The sequence below is a fragment of the Bacillus sp. hwrm1 genome (assembly GCF_040207805.1).
GTDB classification, from domain to species: Bacteria; Bacillota; Bacilli; order Bacillales; family Bacillaceae; genus Bacillus; species Bacillus velezensis.
In genome coordinates, this window is record NZ_CP157943.1 from 3,337,080 (window position 1) to 3,358,974 (window position 21,895).

Annotated in this window: 9 protein-coding genes and 1 pseudogene; 2 read left to right on the forward strand and 8 right to left on the reverse strand. The window is 48.2% G+C overall.

Annotation, left to right across the window (positions count from 1 at the left end):
- Positions 1-62: 62 nt before the first annotated feature.
- On the reverse strand, positions 63-5,966 hold the full coding sequence (locus tag ABK447_RS16720) for a SpaA isopeptide-forming pilin-related protein (protein ID WP_094031580.1): 5,904 nt from the start codon (positions 5,964-5,966) through the stop codon (positions 63-65).
- A 180-nt stretch (positions 5,967-6,146) separates the two neighbouring features.
- Positions 6,147-7,223 (reverse strand): response regulator, encoded by a 1,077-nt coding sequence (locus tag ABK447_RS16725; RefSeq protein WP_060674512.1) that lies wholly within the window; start codon positions 7,221-7,223, stop codon positions 6,147-6,149.
- A gap of 804 nt (positions 7,224-8,027) precedes the next feature.
- Here ABK447_RS16725 and ABK447_RS16730 point away from each other — a divergent pair.
- Both ABK447_RS16730 and ABK447_RS16735 read left to right on the forward strand, forming a co-directional pair.
- Positions 8,028-9,293, forward strand: a pseudogene (locus ABK447_RS16730) (ATP-binding protein); the annotation flags it as partial.
- 225 nt (positions 9,294-9,518) lie between these two features.
- A complete protein-coding gene (locus ABK447_RS16735; protein WP_232518277.1) occupies positions 9,519-10,493 on the forward strand; it encodes a histidine kinase in 975 nt (324 codons plus the stop codon).
- Between the two features lie 154 nt (positions 10,494-10,647).
- Here the strand turns inward: ABK447_RS16735 and ABK447_RS16740 are convergent, their stop codons facing one another.
- From ABK447_RS16740 to ABK447_RS16765, 6 genes are all read right to left on the reverse strand, one after another.
- Entirely contained in the window at positions 10,648-11,337 is a 690-nt protein-coding gene (locus ABK447_RS16740; RefSeq protein WP_349909103.1) for an exosporium glycoprotein BclB-related protein, read from the reverse strand.
- Positions 11,338-11,588: 251 nt separating this feature from the next.
- On the reverse strand, positions 11,589-11,738 hold the full coding sequence (locus tag ABK447_RS16745) for a hypothetical protein (RefSeq protein ID WP_015239372.1): 150 nt from the start codon (positions 11,736-11,738) through the stop codon (positions 11,589-11,591).
- Positions 11,739-11,980: 242 nt separating this feature from the next.
- Positions 11,981-18,004 carry an NTTRR-F1 domain gene (locus ABK447_RS16750; protein ID WP_099320039.1) on the reverse strand — a complete coding sequence of 2,008 codons (6,024 nt, stop codon included), beginning with the start codon at positions 18,002-18,004 and terminating at the stop codon, positions 11,981-11,983.
- 114 nt (positions 18,005-18,118) lie between these two features.
- Complete coding sequence (locus tag ABK447_RS16755) at positions 18,119-18,817, reverse strand: hypothetical protein (RefSeq protein ID WP_094031576.1); 699 nt, start codon at positions 18,815-18,817, stop codon at positions 18,119-18,121.
- Positions 18,818-18,922: 105 nt separating this feature from the next.
- Complete coding sequence (locus ABK447_RS16760) at positions 18,923-20,359, reverse strand: anion permease (protein WP_007408966.1); 1,437 nt, start codon at positions 20,357-20,359, stop codon at positions 18,923-18,925.
- Between the two features lie 124 nt (positions 20,360-20,483).
- Entirely contained in the window at positions 20,484-21,749 is a 1,266-nt protein-coding gene (locus ABK447_RS16765) for a polysaccharide lyase family 1 protein (RefSeq protein ID WP_039062761.1), read from the reverse strand.
- Positions 21,750-21,895: the final 146 nt, after the last annotated feature.

Genomic DNA, 21,895 nt, shown 5'->3' on the forward strand with positions numbered 1-21,895 from the left:
GAAATGATTCTCTTTTTAAAAAAGCACCTGATCGATTCTTACATGATCAGGTGCGATAACGTCTATCTATTCCTTGCTTTCTTTCTTGATACAACAGCCGCGGCTCCGCCGGCTAATAGCAGCAGAATACCGGCCGTGACCGGCATCATACCGTCCGTATCACCGGTTTTCGGCAGGTTTTTGCCTGTATCCGAATGATTGGTTTTACCATTGGTATCAGGATGATGCCCGCCTTGATTCGTTTGATGATTCGGTGTGTCTTTCCCAGGTGCGGGATTTTTTAATTTCTTATTAGAAACGACGACCTCAACGGCTTTTAACTGTCCTTTTTCAATTGTGAATTCAATTGGTTTTTCGTTCAGCTGATAGCCGTCAGGCGCTTTTGTTTCGATAAATCGATACTGCCCGGGCGCTAATCCTTTCACCGTAAACCGGCCCTTTTGATCCGTCTTCCATACCGCCGGCCGTTCTTTGCCGCCGGTGTTTACCGGATGTCCGGCAGAATCCGTGATCTTGAATTCAGCACCTTCCAGCACCTTATTTTTATCGTCATGATCCACTTTTGTCAGTGTGACATCACCAGGCGTCAGTGTATTCTCCGCACTGATTTCGACTGGTTTTATGTCGGTATTTGTGATCTTGAATGATATTGGCGTTTGATCCAAACTGTAAAGTTCGGGCGCTTTTGTTTCGATAAATTGATATTCGCCCGCTTTCAGTCCCCGTACAATAATTTGTCCGTGCTCATCTGTCGTCAGACCCTCTGTCAGTACTTTGCCGTTTGCATCTGTCAGATTAAACTTCGCACCTTGCAGGACTTTCCGTTTGTCACCTTGATCCAATTTTGTGAGAACAACGCTGTTCTTGATGTTAACTGCAGTCAGGGCAGCCTGATTCGGTTTTCCGCTGTTCTCAGCCTTAATCGTAAACGGCACAGGGGTTGTTGACAGCAGATAACCATCCGGCGCTTTTGTTTCAACAAATTGATAGTTTCCGGGCGCCAAACCGCCGGCGTCAATTTTGCCGCCTTCTTTTGTCATCAGATCGTCTCTTACGGTTTTTCCATCACTGTCAATGATTTTAAATACTGCACCGTCTAAAACGTTTCCGTCTTGATCCTTCTTGATCAGCTGGACAGAGCCTTTATAGTTGACGGCCGTTCCTGCGTCAGACGGCTTCGGCTTTCCTTCCGCTGTTTCTGAGATGGTAAACTCTTTTTTCTCCGTATTTAACACATAGCCGTCGGGCGCTTTCGTTTCGATGAAGGCGTAATGACCCGGTGCAAGACCGGATGTTTCTACTTTTCCGTCCTTATCTGAAACCAGATCTTCTTTAACCGTTTTTCCATCACTGTCGACGATTTTGAAGACTGCACCTTCAAGCTTCTTGCCTTCCGCATCTACCTTCGTCAGCCGGACAGAGCCTTTATAGTTGACGGCCGTTCCTGCGTCAGTTGACTCCGGCTTTCCTTCCGCCGATTCTGAGATGGTAAACTCCACTTTCTCCGTATTTAACACATAACCGTTGGGCGCTTTCGTTTCGATGAAGGCGTAATGACCGGGTGCAAGGCCGGATGTTTCTACTTTTCCGTCCTTATCTGAAACCAGATCTTCTTTAACCGTTTTTCCATCACTGTCGACGATTTTGAAGACTGCGCCTTCAAGGTTTCGGCCTTCCGCATCTTCCTTCGTCAGCCGGACAGAGCCTTTATAGTTGACGGCCGTTCCTGCGTCAGTTGACTCCGGCTTTCCTTCCGCTGTTTCTGAGATGGTAAACTCCACTTTCTCCGTATTTAACACATATCCGTTGGGCGCTTTCGTTTCGATGAAGGCGTAATGACCGGGTGCAAGGCCGGATGTTTCTATTTTTCCATCCTTATCTGAAACCAGATCTTTCTGAACCGTTTTTCCATCACTGTCGACGATTTTGAAAACTGCGCCTTCAAGATTCCCGCCGTCTGCATCTTTCTTCGTTAATGCGGCTTTTCCTTGATAATTCACCATTGATCCCAATTCAACATCAGGTACTTGATTCTTTTCGTTCTTTGCGATTGAGAAGTGAATGGCTTTTGTGTTTACGATAAACCCTGATGGGGCTTTCGTCTCCATCAGCCGATAGTATCCGGCGGGCAAACCGTTGATCTCAACTTTCCCATTTTTATCGCTTTCAATATTATTTTTTATCAGAGTATAGGTGCCGTCGCTTGATTTTTTCTCAAGCTTAAATACAGCACCGGCCAAAGGCTTGTTGTTTTCGTCTTTTTTGATAAGCGTCACCTTATTTTTTTGATTTATGACTTTATAGAGTGCTCCTGCAGCGGAGGATTTGCCGTCAATCGTAACGGAGACCCCGTTTACATAAGCATCGCTGATGGTGTAGCCGTCCGGAGCTTTTATTTCTTTCAGTACATAGGTTCCGTAACGGATATTCCCAAACGTAAGTTTACCGGCATCGTCTGTTGTGCCCGTACGCAGCAGCTGCTTGCCGTCTTTAGACCATAATTGAAAGCCGGCTCCTGAAAGAGATGTTCCGTCTGATCCTGTTTTAGATATCGTCAGGCTTCCCTTCTCTCCTGATCCTGAGCCGCCGCCGCTTGAAATGGCGACAAACACTGAGCTGTTGTTCTCTTGGGTCTGCTCCTCAACATTTGTCCCTGATATCGACACTTTGTTGCTGACCTGACCGCTGCTGCCGGAAATATTAATGAGAGAACGATATTGTATGACATACGCGCGGTCGATTTGTTTATAGCTGCCTGTAAAGGTAAGGACAAATGATTGTTCGCCGGTGGCATTGTCAGTTTTTATATCTAGTTTATAGTCCTTATCTTTTTCAAGCTTCACATCACCCGGAATAAGGTTTCCGCTGCTGTCTTTCATAACGCCGTTCTCATTATATTTTGCTTGATATACTTTAAAAGAATCTTCATCTATTATTTGATTCTCATCCGGTGTGTCTTTGACTTTTACGTCATCCAGTGTCGATTGGCTGGCATTGACATTGATGTTCCAATCGATATTGTTTCCGTTCTGTTTGCCGCCTTTAGAAATCAGGTTTCCTCCGTTTGCGATGGAAACTGAACCCGTCAGCGTTCGGTCTGCGTGGTCATTATTAAAGTACTCTGCTTTGTTTGTGTATTGATTCTGTTTGATGACCTGGCCTTTTAATGACGTTTTAAATTCAATCAGGTATGGTACAGCGTCATCTGTTTTGAGATGTACGGTTAACGTATTTTTGTTGCCATCTGACGGCTCCTCTATTTCATATTTTGAAGGATCCAGCGCCTCTCCTTCAGTGATGGAGCCGTTTTTGCTGATGGTATACGATTTAACAGCAACCGATCCATGCAAAAATTGCTGACCATCTGTGATCGTATCTTTTATATAAGGATTTTTTGAAGGTTCGCCATTATAATTAATGCCGACTTTCCATGTGATTTCTTTTGAAACGGCGTTGTATGAGCCGTTTTTGAATCCATTATGGGACGTCTGATTGTTCGGTGTGAAGCCGCTCGATTCCTTATTTGTGCGTTTGCCGCCGTTTTTATCCGTCCATGTCGACTCAGCCGTATTCTTAATGGGTTCGTTTGAAAAGTCAGCGTTGAATTTTGTCTTATACGTGATCTTAAACTGACTGTTTGTTTCTGCATAATCCCCGATCAATGCTATTGTAAAGCCTTGATTTCCGGGTTTTTTTGTTAATGTATAGTCTGTTCCTTCTTTCAGCGTTTTGTTATCAGTCGTGTCTTGCATGTGAAATGAATCGTCAATGAGCGCCAGGCCTCCGCTGGTGAATTGATCATCCAGCGTCCAGTCTTTCATTGTGTAACCGTTTTTATTAACTGTGATTGTCCAATCAACCGTCTTCTTCTCATAGTCTGCATTTGAATAATTTTTAATCAGATTCTGCTGAATGGCGGTTCCCGGAGTTTCCTTTGATTCCCCTGTATCTGTCATTGCTGTATTGGTGTATTTGACAGGACTGTCAATAATGACCCCATCGTTGACTTGAGATTGATAAATGATCTTATATGCTCCTGTGACAGTTTGCTTGAATTTTATTTCAAAGCCGTTCCCGTTATCAGTCAGCGTATAATCCTCACCCTCTTTTAATGGGGCGCCCTCTTGTTCGCTGCCGTTCTGGCTGAATGTAATCGGAAGGACTTTCAATGAACCGGGAACAAGATGCAGATCGTCTGATCCGAACGTATCCTTGATGCCGGCTTTGGATTGATCAATCTTTTTCTCACCGTAGTTGTACATAACAGCCCAGCTGAACGTTTGGGATTCTCCTTTATAACCTGTCGAAGATTTTTCTATCATTTTTCCGTAACCCGCTGTTACGGAAGCTTCCGCAGAAATCGGCTTCGCATTGTCTCCGCTGAATGCCGCCTTGTTTGTCAGCGTGATGTTTCCGCCTTTACCCGGCTTTGCCTCATCTTTAATTTCCGTGTCATATATGAGCCGGTAGGCTGAATCGATCGTCCCGGCGAAGGTGACACTACCGTTTTCGCCAACGGTATAACCTGAAGTTATCTCATTTCCCTGACTCACCGAGCCGTCAATATTCACATCAAGTTCATACACTTTCACAGAGCGGAAAATCAATTCGTCCGGAAGGCTTTCAGTCAATTTCGCATGTTTAACTTCTTCTTCCTTTTTATTAAGATCAACCGTCCACGTTACCTTTCCGGGATTAATACCTTTATCCAATGACCCTGATTTCTCAATGGTTTTATTGACATTCGGTTTAAAATAAACCGTTACGTCCGGCGTATCAGAGTTAACCGGAAACTTAATCTTTTGTGTGGTTGATCCTTTTATTTCTTTCTGATTGAATTGGGTGTTTACATACAATGACCCCTTGACGTTAGTATCTTCTTTTACCTCGCCGTTAAACGTCATGATGACATGGCCGCTCGTATTAATGGAAAAAGTTCCGTACGTACTATCGCCGTCGGTCAATGGCTGGTTCGTAATGTCATTATGCATGATAAATTCTTTAGGCAGATCAAATTCATATCGATCACCGTCGTTTATTGTTTTCCCCAGCTCATTCGGAATCGCCCATTGAATGGTGATATTTGCCGGAGAGTTCGTATTCGCAGGGTTGTTTTTGTCATATGGTTTTCCTTTTTCATCCGTCAATTTCACATCAGTTAAAATATTTTGCGTAATCCGGCTTCCGCCTGATTGAAGACTTTTAGCGGCAGATTTGCTTGAAACCGCCATTTTTGATTGACTGCGTTTAGCAGAAGGTGTTGATTTCGTTTTCTGTTCTGCTTTATCACCGCCGTCCGCAGATGCTGATTTTTCCTCTGTCTTTTCCTGAGGTTCAGCAGGTGTTGAAGAGGTGTTTTTTTCTGTTTCGGAATCCGTTGTTCCGTCTTTCTTCACAGGTATTAACACCTGCTGGGTCTTGCCGGCATCCAGTTGAAAAAGAACTTTTGCCATTTTCGTCTCATCTGTTATGTCGGGAGTAAACTTCGCCGACAGTGTAATGGAGCCTTTGGCATCCCCGGCATTCGCTTCAGCATCGTTCACTTTCACTTCCAGCGCGCTGCTGTCTGCTTCAGCTTTATATATACCGATCACCCGATCAGCTGATGTCAGCTCACCTTCGGCATCGTTATCTAATGTAAAACTTTCCGGAATCTTTAAGGTGATATTCCGGTCACTTGCATCTTCCTTGTTTTTTAGCGACCATTCGTATGTCAGTGTCACTTTATCTCCCGGTGCTAAAGCGGGCTCACTCCCTTTTGACCCGTCAACAGTCTGCTGTCTGCCGTCTTTGACTGCAACTGAATCAAAGAACCCGCTCTCGCTTTGTTGTGATCCGGAAGCGGCTGCGATCGGAGTAAAGCTGACAACTTGGCTGAAGATGAAAAACAGCGTGAAGCATGAAATTAATGCCGCCCTCAGCCTTTTGCTTTTTTTCGGGCTGAACGAAAAGTTCCTCACTCCCAATGTCTTATTCCTCCCCTTTTATATAGACTTACGTTCGAACAAGCCGGTAAGCATGGGATTCTCCTTATCCGAACCAAACTACATTGTATGAAATCGGCCTATACAAATTCTGTACATGGGATCATTTCAGAAATAGCGCACAAAAAAAGACCGGCATCAGCCGGTCCGGTCATTCAATCGTCAATTGATTTTATCTTTTAATTGTTTATAGCGTTCGTATTCCTTTATCGCCTCTTCTACCTTTCCCAGTTTATTATATAACTGCAGTTTGTATTGTATAATTTTATCGTCACCGGGCTCTATTTTCTCAACCTGCAGGCAAACGTCCATCGCTTGATGATCGTTCTTCTCTTGGATGAGAAAACCAATCAGTTCGTACGCTTTGCTGAGCCACAGATGGGCCAGACGCGCTTTTTCCGGCTCCGCCCACAGATAGCCATTCTCCATGAGATAATGGTTTTCATATGACATGACAATGTCCATGTGCCGGGTTAGTGCAGCTGCGCTGAGCGGAGGAGCCTCTTTTAATGTTTTTTCCCATTCAACTGTATCAACCTTTACCCCGGAAAGCCGGAGAATGTATCCTATATCAGTATTTTCTATTGATTGGCTGAAAGGCAGCTGACCGATTAATTTCCGTATCTGATATATTGTCGAGTAGAGCTGGGTGCTTGCTTTTGATACATCATAAGCAGGCCAAAACATCTCCATCAGCATGTCTTTACTGACCGTGCGCCCTTGATTAAGAAGTAAAAATGCATACAGTTCACGGGCTTTGGATGTTCTCCACTTGACTGTTATGTATGTTTTGACACCATTTACCGATTGATAAAAGTCCAGGTTCCCAAAACATTGTATAACATAATCCGTCCCGGTATTCTCTTCTGCCGTCCTGAGTTTTTTATTCATTCGGATCCGCTCAACAGTTGTCAGCAGCCGGGCATTGTCAACCGGTTTTAAAAGATAATCGACAGCATTTAATTCAAACGCTTTGATCGCGAATTCATTATAAGCGGTGATAAAAATAACTTGGATATTTTCATTGACCTCCTGAATCGATTCAGCAAGCTCAATACCGTTTATCCCGGGCATTTCAATGTCAAGAAACACCGCATCAGCTGCTGAAAGCTCCGAATGCTCCAGAACTTCCGCCGGATCTTGAAACGTTATAATAGATTGAAAGGCGTTTGTCCGCTCAAGCATACGATTAAAATGAAGCAATGCCAGTTCCTCATCATCCACAATTAACGCTTTCAAACCGCATCCCACCCGTCAATATAGATATATCTGAAAATAATTTCAATTATACCATGTCCAACGCCCTATATAGTTGGATTCTTTTTCTTTCTCTTGTTGTATTATAACGTTTGTGATTACAATATTTATACATTACATAAGATAATAGAATGCCCCTGAATGGGATAAAGGAGTAATGATGTGAAAGAAAAATTTATTTCGATTTCGATTATTTGCGGCTACGCTGCTTTCTTTATGATTTTTATGGTCCTGAATCATTTTTCAGGATCATCCCTCCCTCAAGCGGAACAGGGCGTGATTAATCTGGAAAAGTGGGATTTTCAAAAGGATGGAAATGTCCAGCTGAACGGGAAATGGATTCTATATCCAAATCAGATGCTGTCACCGCAGGCGCTTCATTCAGCAAAAGGAAAAAACCCCGTACTCGTTGATGTCCCCGTCAATGTGAAGCTGTTCGGAAAAACGGCCGATGTGGATTACGGGACGTACAAACTGACAATCCGATCAAATGAAGACAATCAGGTTTTGGGGATCAGCACATCTTATATCTACAGTTCAAACCGCCTTTATCTTAATGGGAAATTAATTGGACAGAGCGGCAATCCTACAGAAAAAGCTGATTTTAAGGCGCAGAACAAACCGTACAGCAGCTTTTTCAGGCTTCACAAGGGTGACAATGAACTTGTCCTGCATTTTTCGAATTTCGGAAAAGTTCCCGGCTGGGGGATCGCAAAACCGATAACGTTTGGGACTCAAGAACAAATTATACGCGAGAATCAAATTTCCTTTTTCAATGATTCCATTATGATTACGGCTTTTTTCATTACCGGTTTATATTTTCTCGGCTTTTTTCTGCAACGGACAAAGGATAAACATTTATTGTTCTTTTCCGTGATGTGTCTGCTTTTTTCTGCCATTATTCTTATGATCGGGAAAGAAAGAATTATCTTTCTCCTCTTTCCGTCTATTTCATTTTCATTGCTGAATTCCTTGCGTATCATCTCAACCGTGCTTGTCAGCATGGCGGTTTTTCTTTATCTCTTTTATGCATACAGAGAAATTGTTTCAAAAACGACGATCACCATTTTAACCGCTGTATCCGGGATCATCTTGATCACTGATTTTATGTCCGGACGTTTCATTGACCACCTCTCATACATTTTACATTCTGTGCTTGCCGTTACGACTCTGTTTTATATTACATATATTTTTACGATTGCCGCCATAAGAAAAATAAAAGGAAGCACGTACCTTACACTCGCATCCGTCTCGATGTGCGCTTTTGTGATTCTTACGACCATTTCAGCTTACAGCGGCAAAACGGCTTTTTCTTTTAATTCGCTCTATTCATTGCCGACAGTCATCGCTTTATTGGCGGTGGTTCTTCTGATGGCGCAGCAATTCGCCGGAGCTTTCCGGGACAATGAAGTCCTCTCACGGAAATTAGTCAAAATCGACCAACTGAAAGATGAATTTATCGCCAAAACTTCACACGAATTCAAGACGCCGCTGAACAGCATTATTAATATATGCCAAACCCTTGTAGCCGGCAGAAAAAAGAAGACGATAGAGGAAGAGAAAGAAAATATGCAGCTGATCATCCGTATGGGCTACAGACTTTCCGATCTCGTAAATGATATTCTTGATTTGGAAAAAATGAAGCAGGGTATGCTGCAGATTCGTCCGGTTCCCGTCGATGTGCATGCCGTCATATGCAGTGAGATGAACTTCTACCGGCTTTTATCCAAACATAAAAAACTTGCCATTCTTAATCATGTGCCGGACGGCCTCCCTTTGGTGCTTGCAGATGAAAACCGATTCCGTCAAATCTTAACCAATCTTGTTGAAAACGCAATCAAGTACACATCCGAGGGGAACATTATTCTTTCTGCTGAAAGCCTGAATGACAAAATGATCCAAATCACGGTGGCCGATACCGGCAGCGGCATTCCTAAGGCTGATCTTGAAACCATTTTTGATTCTTTTCAGCAAGCGGGAGGGACGGAAGAAGATGGAACGGGTTTAGGTTTAAGTATTGTGAAACAGCTCGTCAAGCTCCAAAACGGGGACATCTGGGCGGAGTCAGCGGCGGCGCAAGGATCAGCCTTTCATTTTACGTTACCCGCCGCTCAAATTGATTCTTTACCGGAAGCAAAGACCGAACTTCCTGAATCACATCCCGGGCAGAGAATGTCGGATATTTCGCTGGTCACGCCTTATCACTCAGAAAAAATCGATGCTCCGACGATTCTGATCGTCGACGATAACATCGAGAGTTTGAAAATTTTAACTGATATGCTGGAAGGTGTTCCTTATAACGTAATCGCAGTAAAAAGCGGAAAAGAGGCGCTTCAAGCTGTCTCTTCCTCGAAGCTTGACTTGGTCATATTAGACTTGATGATGCCCGACATGACGGGTTTTGAAGTCTGCACAATCATCCGCGAAAGATTCAGCATGGTCGATCTGCCGGTTCTTATCGTTACGGCAGCCATTATCAGCCATGACAAATACAAGGCGTTTCATGCCGGAGCAAACGACATCTTACAGAAGCCTTATCATTACTCTGAATTCACCGCGCGTATTAAAAATTTAATTTTGATGAAGCATACGGCTCACCAAGCCACAAATTTAGAAATGGCATTTCTTCAGTCGCAGATTAAGCCTCATTTTCTTTACAACGTATTAAATACGATCATCGCGCTCAGCCATTTGGATATTGAAAAAGCACGGGAAACGACTGCTGCATTTACAAACTATTTAAGGATGAGTTTTGATTTTCAAAACACTTCGGACATCAGCTCATTCAAAAACGAACTTTCTATCATTACGTCATATCTTTCTATAGAAAAAACACGCTTCGGCAAACGGATTGATATCCTTTTTGATATTGAACAGGACATTGACTTCCCCCTTCCGCCTTTAATGATACAGCCATTGGTGGAAAACGCCGTTCATCACGGGATCAGTAAGAAAAGAGGCGGCGGACGGATAAAGCTGACAGCAAAAAAACAAAGCGAAAACACGTATTTTATCAAAGTGGAGGATAATGGAACCGGCATCATGCCGGACATACAGAAAGATATTTTGTCTTCTGATGTTAATCGCAGTGTCGGCCTGAAAAATATCAATCGGCGGCTGAAGCATTTTTGCGGAAGTGAATTGACGATCACCAGCACCCCGGATGAGGGCACCGCTGTTTCGATGATGATTCACACTCCCGGCACAACGGATGATTTGATCTCACTAAAAACGTCTTCATTAAGATACTGATTAACTTCAGAAGGCTTGTAAATACTTCTGCCGGCTGTCGGGGAATTCCCGTCAGCCTTTATTTACCCAAAAAGACGTAAAAACAAAAAAGCTTGAAGAAAAAGTGATATCTTCTCCAAGCTTAGATGATCCGCACCAGTCTGGCCGTTTTCACTTAAGAAATCGTAACTCCCGCGCTTGCATATCCCGCCACTGTATTAATAAGCGAAAGGCCTGTCGCAGTGGCGGAGAATACCATTAACAGCCGGGTTTGAGGAGTTACCGCAATGTTCAGCCCTGTCGTGATTCCGTTGCTGATGCTGCCGATTGACAATATGCCGGTGAGGGGAGGAGCTAAAGTGACGGATGCTCCGGGGATCGGCGTGAACGTATTGTTCGGCACTGTGGAACTGTATAATTGTGCGGTTATCGTAACAGTCGAGCCGACAAGCGACAATGCTGCGGTTGTACTGAAATAGGCGGCAATTGATGTAATGGTTCCGCTTCTCGGAGCAGAAAAAGCAAAGTTCAGCAGAGTTCCTCCAGCCCCGGTAAGATCAATTGCACCTCCCCCTCCGACATTGACGCCCGTCACAGAATTGCCGAAGCCGACAAGGCTCACCGTTCCGATTAATCCGCCGGCAATGGTCGTCACGGCAGTTGGAAGACCTGAAGCATAGGGAATGATCGCGCCTGCTCCGGTGGCTCCTGTTATCCCAGTTGCTCCAGTTACCCCGGTGGCACCGGTTATTCCAGTCGAGCCTGTTACTCCCGTTGCGCCGGTTAATCCCATTGCTCCCGTTACCCCGGTGGCACCGGTTATTCCAGTCGAGCCTGTTACTCCCGTTGCGCCGGTTAATCCCATTGCTCCCGTTACCCCGTTGGCACCGGTTATTCCAGTCGCGCCGGTGGCGCCGGTCGAGCCCGTTACTCCCGTTGCTCCCGTGGCGCCGGGATCTCCAGTGACGCCGGTTACCCCAGTCGCTCCGGTATTCCCAGTCGAGCCCGTTGCTCCGGTAAACCCCGTTGCTCCAGTGAATCCCGTTGCTCCAGTCAGCCCTGTTGCTCCGGTCAGCCCCGTTGCTCCGGTGCACCCCGTTGCTCCGGTGAATCCTCTTACATGAAAATGATTTGGATGACAGCATGGACACCATCTTTCATGACAGCAAGAGTTTTCGCAACAGAATCCTTCACAGCAATGTGCCCGATTTTGATAACTGCGCCTTTGATTTCTTCTTTTATGTTGAAAATGACAGCAACACTCATTACTATTCCGGCAGTCGTAATCCCAAGAGTCGTATCTGTTATACCAAGTATCTCCTTTTCTCATTACACCACCTCTATTTTCATAATATTTCCATGATAAAAAAAGGTGTGGCAAAACCCCACTTCTATTGGGCAAATTTTTAAATGTTCTTTAAGGCTGCATCATGCAGCATTTACAGAAAAAAGACCTAACTGTGCATAAGTCAGGTCTTTCATCTTTAAAATATCAGTCTGCTGTTGTATTAGGTTGTCGGGAAACGAATGCTGTTAAAATCGATATTGAGAGCTGTCGCTGTTGTTATATTATTCGCAGTTGTGAAAATAACTCTCAGCTGGTACGTATTTGTTCCTGCGGTCTGTGCTGTATCCACTGTTGTATCAGCAATCGAAAAACTATCCGTAGCTGCGGTAGTACTAGTTCGCGACAGAGTTCTTGTATGAATTTGTACTGTTCCCCTATATAATCTCACCTCAAAAACAAAGTTTGAATTGGCTGCAGTTGTTAGCGCGACACTGAGTGCATAATCAAGCTTTACATTCTGCAAAGCGTTAACCGGGATTGCCAGCGTAGCAATGGGAACTTCTGTATTTAACGGCGGATAAACAGTGAGCGGCCCGTTGGTTCTTGTGAAGAGCAAGGTTGGTGTACTGCCTGTGGCGCCGGTTGGTCCTGTTGCTCCAGTTGGGCCCGTTACTCCTGTTACTCCTGTTGCCCCGGTTACACCAGTCGAGCCGGTTGAGCCTGTTGCTCCAGTCACTCCCGTTGAACCGGTTACTCCGGTTGAGCCTGTTTCTCCAGTTGCTCCAGTTACTCCTGTTGAGCCTGTTGCGCCGGTTGAGCCTGTTAATCCCGTTACACCTGTTGGGCCAGTCACTCCTGTTGCACCAGTTAACCCAGTTCCTCCCGTTGGGCCGGTTGAGCCTGTTAATCCTGTCGCTCCTGTTAATCCAGTTGAGCCGGTTAGGCCCGTTGCGCCTGTCGATCCGGTGGCTCCAGTTACCCCCGTTGACCCTGTTGGGCCGGTTACTCCTGTTACACCCGTTGATCCGGTTATACCAGTTACACCTGTTGGGCCTGTTATGCCGGTTGATCCGGTTGACCCCGTTACCCCGGATGCACCCGTTGCTCCGGTTGATCCTGTTTCTCCGGTCGCACCAGTCACTCCGGTTGTGCCTGTTGGACCGGTTACTCCTGTCGATCCGGTTGATCCTGTCACTCCCGTTGGACCAGTTGGGCCAGTCACACCGGTTAAGCCTGTCGCGCCTGTTATTCCGGTCGATCCCGTTACGCCGGTTACTCCTGTTGACCCTGTTACTCCGGTTGCTCCTGTCGCTCCTGTTATCCCCGTTGCCCCAGTCACTCCAGTTGAGCCCGTTTCTCCGGTTATACCAGTTGGGCCTGTTACTCCGGTTGTGCCGGTTTCTCCCGTGGCACCGATTACTCCGGTTGGACCGATTTCTCCAGTTACCCCTGTTGCACCGGTTGACCCAGTTCCTCCTGTTGGGCCAGTTTCTCCCGTTGCTCCAGTTACTCCAGTTGCACCGGTTGAGCCGGTTACACCAGTTGGGCCTGTTGAACCAGTCGAGCCGGTTGCTCCTGTTGGGCCGGTTGAGCCCGTGGTTCCGGTTATTCCTGTTGCTCCTGTTATTCCTGTCGACCCGGTTACTCCGGTTGGACCCGTTACTCCCGTTTCTCCTGTTGAGCCAGTTGCCCCAGTTGAGCCCGTGACCCCAGTTGGGCCGGTTGAGCCGGTTACACCAATTGGACCAGTTTCTCCGGTTGAACCAGTTACACCAGTTACACCAGTTGGACCTGTTACTCCAGTCGATCCGGTTGAGCCCGTGGTTCCGGTTTCTCCTGTTGATCCTGTTGCTCCTGATGGTCCAGTTGATCCGGTTTCTCCTGCTGGGCCGGTTGCCCCAGTCACTCCAGTTGACCCCGTTTCTCCTGTCGATCCGGTTGGGCCTGTTACACCAGTTGGACCCGTTTCTCCCGTTGAGCCAGTTGCTCCTGTTGCACCTGTTACTCCGGTCACTCCAGTTAATCCCGTCGCACCAGTTGATCCGGTTTCTCCTGTCGATCCGGCTACTCCTGTTGGGCCGGTCGCTCCGGTTGCACCTGTTGGGCCAGTTTCTCCCGTTGATCCCATTACTCCTGTTGAGCCTGTTACTCCAGTCACTCCTGTTGAGCCCGTTACCCCAGTTGGGCCGGTTTCTCCGGTTGATCCAGTCGGTCCTGTTGCACCAGTCGAGCCGGTTGTTCCCGTTCCCCCGGTTACACCAGTTACCCCAGTCGCTCCTGTCGATCCCGTTGCTCCGGTTGTTCCTGTTACACCGGTCTCTCCTATTGCGCCGGTTGGGCCTGTTAATCCGGTGGCTCCTGTTACTCCCGTTGCACCGGTTACTCCTATTGGCCCTGTTGCTCCGGTTGAGCCGGTTTCTCCCGTTGGGCCTGTTGCACCAGTCGAGCCAGTTGTTCCCGTTCCGCCAGTTACACCAGTTACCCCAGTCACTCCAGTTGAACCGGTTTCTCCTGTTGGGCCGATTGGACCAGTTGCTCCGGTTGAACCAGTTATACCAGTTGAGCCTGTTACTCCAGTCGCCCCTGTTGCACCGGTTGAGCCGGTTTCTCCAGTTGTTCCTGTTGAACCGGTTTCTCCTGTCGATCCCGTTGCTCCGGTTGTTCCTGTAATTCCAGTTGGGCCGGTTTCTCCAGTTAATCCCGTCGCACCAGTTGATCCCGTTTCTCCTGTCGATCCGGTTACTCCGGTTACACCAGTTGAGCCCGTGACCCCAGTCGGGCCAGTAACTCCTGTTGATCCGGTTTCTCCTGTTGACCCGCTTTCTCCAGTTGGACCAGTTACACCACTCGCCCCAGTTAGGCCAGTCACACCAGTTGGGCCTGTTGCTCCTGTTACTCCAGTTGGGCCGATCTCTCCCGTTGTCCCGGTTGCTCCGGTTATTCCTGTGGCCCCAGTCACTCCCGTTGCTCCGGTTACACCGGTTGTGCCCGTTACTCCTGCTGGGCCGGTTTCTCCCGTTGCCCCAGTTACTCCAGTTGGGCCAGTTTCTCCCGTTGCCCCAGTTACTCCAGTTGCACCGGTTTCTCCTGTTGTGCCAGTAATCCCTGTTGCACCGGTTTCTCCGGTTGAACCAGTTGGGCCTGTTGCACCAGTCGAGCCGATTGTTCCAGTTATTCCAGTGGCGCCCGTTGCGCCGGTTGTTCCTGTTGACCCGGTTGCTCCTGTTGGGCCGATCTCTCCCGTTGGCCCGGTTTCTCCTGTTGAACCAGTTGACCCTGTTGCTCCGGTTATTCCTGTTACTCCAGTTGATCCGGTTGAGCCCGTGGTTCCGGTTTCTCCTGTTGCTCCTGTTGATCCAGTTAGGCCAGTCGAGCCGGTCGATCCTGTTGTGCCGATCGGGCCAGTAACTCCTGTTACTCCGGTGGCTCCCGTTGCTCCGGTTTCACCTATTGCTCCAGTCACTCCGGTTGACCCTGTTGCTCCGGTTACACCAGTTATGCCTGTTACTCCTGTTGCACCCGTTGGGCCTGTCGCCCCGGTTACCCCCGTTACTCCTGTCGATCCCGTGACCCCCGTCGGGCCAGTCACACCAGTTGCTCCGGTTATGCCAGTGGCGCCCGTTGATCCTGTTGAGCCGGTTGATTCGGTTGAACCGATTGTGCCTGTCGATCCCGTTGCACCCGTTGAGCCGGTTATCCCTGTTGCCCCAGTTACACCGGTCGCCCCGGTTTCTCCTGTTGATCCGGTTTCTCCAATTAATCCCGTCGCACCAGTTGATCCCGTTACACCAGTCGGGCCGGTTGAGCCTGTTACTCCGGTTGCGCCAGTAACTCCAGTTGCACCGGTTGATCCTGTTACCCCAGTTGGGCCAGTTGGGCCGGTTGTTCCAGTCGGTCCTGTTGCACCAGTCGAGCCGGTTGTTCCCGTTCCCCCGGTTACACCAGTTGCACCGGTTGAGCCGGTTTCTCCCGTTGTTCCTGTTGAACCTGTCGATCCCGTTGCTCCGGTTATTCCTGTTGCACCAGTTACACCGGTCGCTCCGGTTTCTCCTGTCAACCCCGTTACTCCGGTTGGACCTGCTGCGCCAGTTGTGCCTGTCGCTCCGGTTTCTCCTGTTACCCCAGTTGTCCCCGTTACACCAGTCGCCCCTGTTACTCCGGTGGGGCCCGTTTCTCCGCTTGACCCTGTTGATCCGGTTACACCAGTTATGCCTGTTACTCCTGTTGCACCCGTTGGGCCTGTCGCCCCGGTTACCCCTGTTACTCCTGTCGATCCCGTGACCCCCGTCGGGCCAGTCACACCAGTTGCGCCGGTGAACCCCGTTACTCCGATTGGACCTGCTACCCCAGTTGCTCCGGTTATGCCAGTGGCACCCGTTGCGCCGGTTGATCCAGTTGCACCGGTCGCTCCTGTTACTCCCGTTGGGCCTGTTACTCCAGTTGAGCCTGTTTCTCCGGTTATACCTGTTGAGCCAGTTGCGCCTGTCGAGCCGGTTGAACCGGTTTCTCCGGTTGCGCCTGTTGGGCCGGTTACTCCAGTAGCTCCGGTATCCCCGGTTGAGCCAGTAATCCCTGTTGCACCGGTTACTCCAGTCGGACCAGTTACTCCGGTTGGGCCAGTTATTCCGGTTACTCCAGTTGGACCCGTTACTCCGGTTGAGCCTGTTCCACCAGTTATGCCTGTTACTCCTGTTGCACCCGTTGGGCCTGTTGCCCCGGTTACCCCTGTTACTCCTGTCAATCCCGTGACCCCCGTCGGGCCAGTCACACCAGTTGCTCCGGTTATGCCAGTGGCGCCCGTTGATCCTGTTGAGCCGGTTGGACCGGTCTCTCCCGTTGGGCCAGTTTCTCCCATTGCACCGGTTTCTCCTGTTGCTCCAGTTACACCGGTTATTCCTGTTGACCCTGTTACACCAGTCGCTCCGGTTTCTCCTGTTGACCCTGTTACACCGGTTGTTCCCGTTACTCCAGTTGGACCCGTTACTCCGGTTGGGCCGGTTTCTCCCGTTAAGCCAGTCGGTCCGGTTGAACCTGTTGATCCTGTTGGCCCCGTTACCCCAGTCACTCCTGTTGAGCCAGTTTCTCCGGTTGCGCCAGTAACTCCAGTTGGACCTGTTACTCCAGTTGAGCCGGTTATCCCCGTCGCCCCGGTTGCTCCTGTTGCTCCCGTGACCCCAATCGGGCCAGTCACACCAGTTTCTCCGGTTGAGCCTGTTGCTCCTGTTGAACCAGTTGGGCCTGTTGCACCAGTCGAGCCGGTTTCTCCTGTTGACCCTGCTACACCGGTTGAGCCAGTCGAGCCGGTTATCCCCGTTGACCCTGTCGCTCCTGTTGAACCGGTTGCACCTGTTACTCCTGTTGGGCCGGTTCCTCCCGTTGAGCCAATCGTGCCAGTTGCTCCGGTTGGACCGGTCTCTCCCGTTGGACCGATTTCTCCAGTTACACCCGTTGCCCCAGCCACTCCAGTTGCACCTGTTGATCCGGTTGCTCCCGTTGAGCCGGTTGAACCTGTTGCTCCTGTTACACCAGTCACTCCAGTTGTTCCTGTTACTCCAGTCACTCCGGTTGAGCCCGTAGTTCCGGTTGCTCCCGTTGCACCAGTTACTCCTGTCGCTCCTCTTGCTCCAGTCACTCCGGTTGAGCCCGTGGTTCCGGTAGCTCCTCTTGCTCCTGTTACACCAGTCGAGCCGGTAGCTCCAGTTACTCCGGTTGCTCCGGTCGCTCCTCTTGCTCCGGTCACTCCTGTGGGGCCCGTCACTCCAGTGGGACCTGTAATTCCTGTTACGCCAGGTTCACCCCCGGTTTGCGCCAATGAAACGTCGTCTATTAAAACCGTGCCGGAAGAAACCTTACTTAATACAATGACAGCAGAGGCCGCGCCAGAAGGCACACTGCTTGTTTTATAGATTTCAGACCATGTGTGAAAGAGCACGTTCGGCAAATTTCCGGGTGTAATATTTTCTTGAATGGAACTGATTTGTTCACCTGCTGCGCTGACATATATGATCTGGAGAGTTACTTGGGGACTTGGCTCATTTCCGAGCGTTGCGAGTGATACGAATAGAGTCACTGACTTGGCTGAAATTGGAACGATTTGACTGAGGTAAGCATATGGCTGAGCTCCAATAAATTGCGCAGAATATCTCCCTGAATGTGCAAACAAACTGTTAATCTGGGTATTTGCCGAACTCCACCCCGCTAATGTGCCGGTTTCAAAGCTTCCGTTTATAATCGGATTATTCATTCAATCTTTTTCCCTCTCCTTCCCGTTGTTGACCGTCTTACTTATTAAGACAGCATATTAATACGGGCTGTGTTTTGACAATCTAAATAAAAAAGGTGATTTCTTTTCATCACCTTAATCCGATCCTTGAATGGGGAATCCCGTCGCAATGAGGGAGCGGTTTGCCGCAGCGACTTGTGTTACGTAATTCGAAGAAAGGACGGATAAATAGAGCTGGTACGCGGCTGTTTCATCCGCCTTCATTTCGTCGATGTACGTAAAAGGAATTCCTATGATTTGTCCGCCTGAAGAAAAGAGGTTCCGCTCTTGTCTCTGTGTTTGTATCGATACGCCATTTCTTTGCAGATCGACAGCTAAGACCAATGAGAAATGAGACGCGAGCGGATCTAATTCCACATTTACTTGTATGACGGCATCCGTTTTCACCAATTGATCTGTCGGCGCGGCTATCACTGCGCTTAACACGTTTATCGGTGTTCCTTCTAACGGAATCATCATTTGGTCTGCTGTATTTTGAAAAGCTACCGCAGGAACCGCTCCCGGCGGCCCCTCAGGCCCCGGTGGACCGGGCGGACCCGCCTCCCCTTGCGGACCGCGGGAGCCGGCGGGTCCTCTTTTGCCTTCGGGACCTCGCAGCCCGGGTACGCACAAGGCAGATCGATTTTCATCTGAAGACGGAAACCGTTTTTCCGTCCCTGTTTCCGGCCTTTCATGTTCACATGGTAATTGTTCATACCGATGTTTCATATGTCTGCTCATATATTTGTAAGGTTTCTGTTTCAATATCATGTATTGATTACGGCCGCTGCTCATATTATCACCCCGGCCATATTCTATTCGCACTGGAGTCATCATGTGCAGGCCCTTCCCCTTCCTTACAGAAATAAAAAAAGGCAGACCTGAGTCTGCCTTTTTCTTCTACCATAACCCTAATACTTTCCACCATAATCCGCCGATCACAAGCCATGTCACAATATGGACGATTGACAGGATAAAGCCGATGGACCACCATTTGCTTTGCGATATATAACCCGCTCCGAAAAAGACCGGAGCCGCTCCTGAGCCGTAATGCGTCGTCGAACCGAAAAGGTTGCTGAAAAACGCCAGGCTGAGCGCCGCCAACAGCGGCGGAGCGCCTGCCGCCACGATGACGGCGAGAAATGCCGCATACATGGCGCTGATATGCGCGGTTGCGCTCGCAAAGAAGTAATGCGTGTAATAATACACGACAATCAGAATCATAAATGCCACAATCCATGAAAAACCGGAAACAGAAGATTTCATCATATTGCTGAACCAAGACACCATGCCGAGCTCATTCAGGAAATTCGCCAGCATCACAAGCGCCGCGAACCAAGTCAGCGTATCCCATGCACCTTGTTCTTTTTTGATGTCCTCCCATGTTAATACCTGTGACAAAAGCAAAACGGATAATCCGATCAGGGCCGTCGTCGTTGCGTCAATATTTAAGCTTCCTCCGAAAATCCACAGCGCAAGCACTAATAAAAAGACGATGACCATGGAGAGTTCGGATTTTTTAAACGGACCCATTTCTTTCAATTTTTCCGTTGCGATTTTAGCCGCATCCGGTGTTTCTTTAATTTCCGGCGGATACAGCTTATAAATGACCAGCGGCGTAATGATTAAGCTCGCCAATCCCGGTACAATGGCTGCGATTGCCCAGCTTGTCCATGTGATGTCCACCCCTGCGACATCGTGGGCCAGCTTGGCGATCAGCGGGTTCGCCGCCATTGCCGTCAAAAACATCGCAGACGTAATCAAGTTTCCTTGAAAACCGGTTTTTAATAAGAAAGCGCCGATTTTCCGCTCTGTTCCGTCTGCCGGCGTTGATCCGAAAGTTTCGGATAATGATCTGATAATAGGAAAAATAATGCCGCCCGCCCGTGCCGTGTTGCTCGGAATGGCAGGTGATAAAATTAAATCACTGAAAAGCAGTGAATAAGAAAGGCCGAGTGTTTTCTTCCCGAACCGTTGTACGAATACGTAAGAAATCCTGGCGCCGAGCCCGGTTTTGATGAAACCCCGGGAAATAAAAAAGGCGATGACAATCAGCCAGATTGTCTTGTTTCCAAATCCGCTTAACGTATTTTCAATAGATAGCGTTCCCGTTAACGCGGTGACTGCCAATGCAAAAATTGCAATTGCGCCCATTGGCAAGGGCTTGGAGATAAAGCCGATAATTGTTGCGACAAAAATAGCGAACAAATGCCATGCTTTAGGTTCAAGTCCGGACGGCGCGGGAATAAACCAAATGATTAATCCCACAGCAACAGTAATAAGCAAAGGAATGATTTTTACTGCCTGCTGTTTTTTTGCGTCTTTTTCTGAAGCCATTACAGGTCTCCTCCTATTTTGTTGTCTTCCATCCCCTATCCCATTTTACTACTTAACTAAGTTAATAAACGTTTTTGTTAATTAAAAAACACAAAGGAATATTTTCCTTTGTGTTTCTTGTTTCTTATTTTAATATGCCCGACCCGGCTTTAGATATAACATCTGATTTTACATTTGATGATGAGCCGATGGAACCGTGCAATGACGGTGTCCAGCCGACGGACTGACTTAATCCGTTGGCGGCTGACGCGTTAATGGAGGCGCCGTTTAAAAGAGTGCCGTCTTCATGAAGCGCTTTTCCGCCGCTGAAGACGCTGATGACTTTATCAGCAGCCAGTCCCGGCACTTCAAAGACATTATTCTGGGCATATATTTTTGACGCGTGGCCCGCGCCCCACGCATAGCTGAACGGGTATGCGGCGCTTTTCGAGCCTGCGTAAAAATTATTATAAATATGAACCTGCCCGTACCGAACCCGCGGTGCGCGCTGGACGATGTTCTGATAATAGTTATGGTGAATGGTCACCTTCAGTTTTCCTTCATCCGACGTCTTGCTGTCGCTGTTTCCGATGACGGAGCCTTTGTCATGGTCATGATATTTATTATAGGACAATGTAATATAATTCGCCCCGTTGGCTATATCCGTCTGGCCGTCATGGTGCTGATATTTTCTCCCGTAATAGTAGGGAAAACCGCTGTCGGGATTCGATCCGTCATTAAAGGTGCAATGATCGATCCAGATGTGCGTCGCGCCGTTAATGGTGATATTGTCATATTCCGAGTTCCAGTTGCCGCTGCTGCCGTCCGTCGGGTCCCATTGCGGAAAATAGTCGTAAGCGTCTTGAAATTCAATGTTGCGGATGATGACATTGTCGACGCCGTTCTTAATATTAAAATTCCCGCCTGTCACTTTGGCATTTGAACCCGAGCCGATGATCGTCGTATTTGAAGGAATGTCAACCACGACCCGTGCCTTCTGGTTTTTTTGCGATCGCTGTCTGGCGTCTTCCTGGGTGCCTGACGGCGCTTTTTTTCCCCATTTGTCCGGGTCGTACGCCTTCAGATAGGCGTTCGGATCATATGCCGGATCTTTATAATCATTAAAGCCGAGCGTTTTATTGCGGTCGTCCGTATTCATATTGATTGTGCCTTGTATGTAAATAATCTTCGGTGTGCTGTTGGCGCTTCCCCCTAATGCAGAAACGAGCTGCTGTCTGTTTGATACGGTGTATACATTCGATGAAGAGGCTTTCGCGCCGCCGGTTGTCCCGCCGGAAGCGGCTCCCCAGCCGTCATTTGTTCCTAACGTCTGCCGTCCCAGGTCAGCGGCATGGACGCCCGCAGGGATCATACATAAACAAACCGCCAGCATAAATAACATTTTTTTCATGAATTGTGCTCCTCCTGATTTTTAATTCCAATTTATTGCAATCGAATTGTATCAAATCAATTGAGAAACAGCACCGAAAATATACAGAATGTGTCTTTCGGTTTTATTGCGGAATCCGCAAAAAAATCCCAAGGGACCGAAAACCC

What these genes read in the sequence shown, in the direction of transcription:
- ABK447_RS16735 (WP_232518277.1), top strand. Translation starts at nt 9,519, where the DNA reads ATGCTGGAAGGTGTTCCTTATAACGTAATCGCAGTAAAAAGCGGAAAA.
- ABK447_RS16740 (WP_349909103.1), bottom strand. Translation starts at nt 11,337, where the DNA reads ATGGGATTAACCGGCGCAACGGGAGTAACAGGCTCGACTGGAATAACC.
- ABK447_RS16745 (WP_015239372.1), bottom strand. Translation starts at nt 11,738, where the DNA reads ATGAGTGTTGCTGTCATTTTCAACATAAAAGAAGAAATCAAAGGCGCA.
- ABK447_RS16750 (WP_099320039.1), bottom strand. Translation starts at nt 18,004, where the DNA reads ATGAATAATCCGATTATAAACGGAAGCTTTGAAACCGGCACATTAGCG.
- ABK447_RS16755 (WP_094031576.1), bottom strand. Translation starts at nt 18,817, where the DNA reads ATGAGCAGCGGCCGTAATCAATACATGATATTGAAACAGAAACCTTAC.
- ABK447_RS16760 (WP_007408966.1), bottom strand. Translation starts at nt 20,359, where the DNA reads ATGGCTTCAGAAAAAGACGCAAAAAAACAGCAGGCAGTAAAAATCATT.
- ABK447_RS16765 (WP_039062761.1), bottom strand. Translation starts at nt 21,749, where the DNA reads ATGAAAAAAATGTTATTTATGCTGGCGGTTTGTTTATGTATGATCCCT.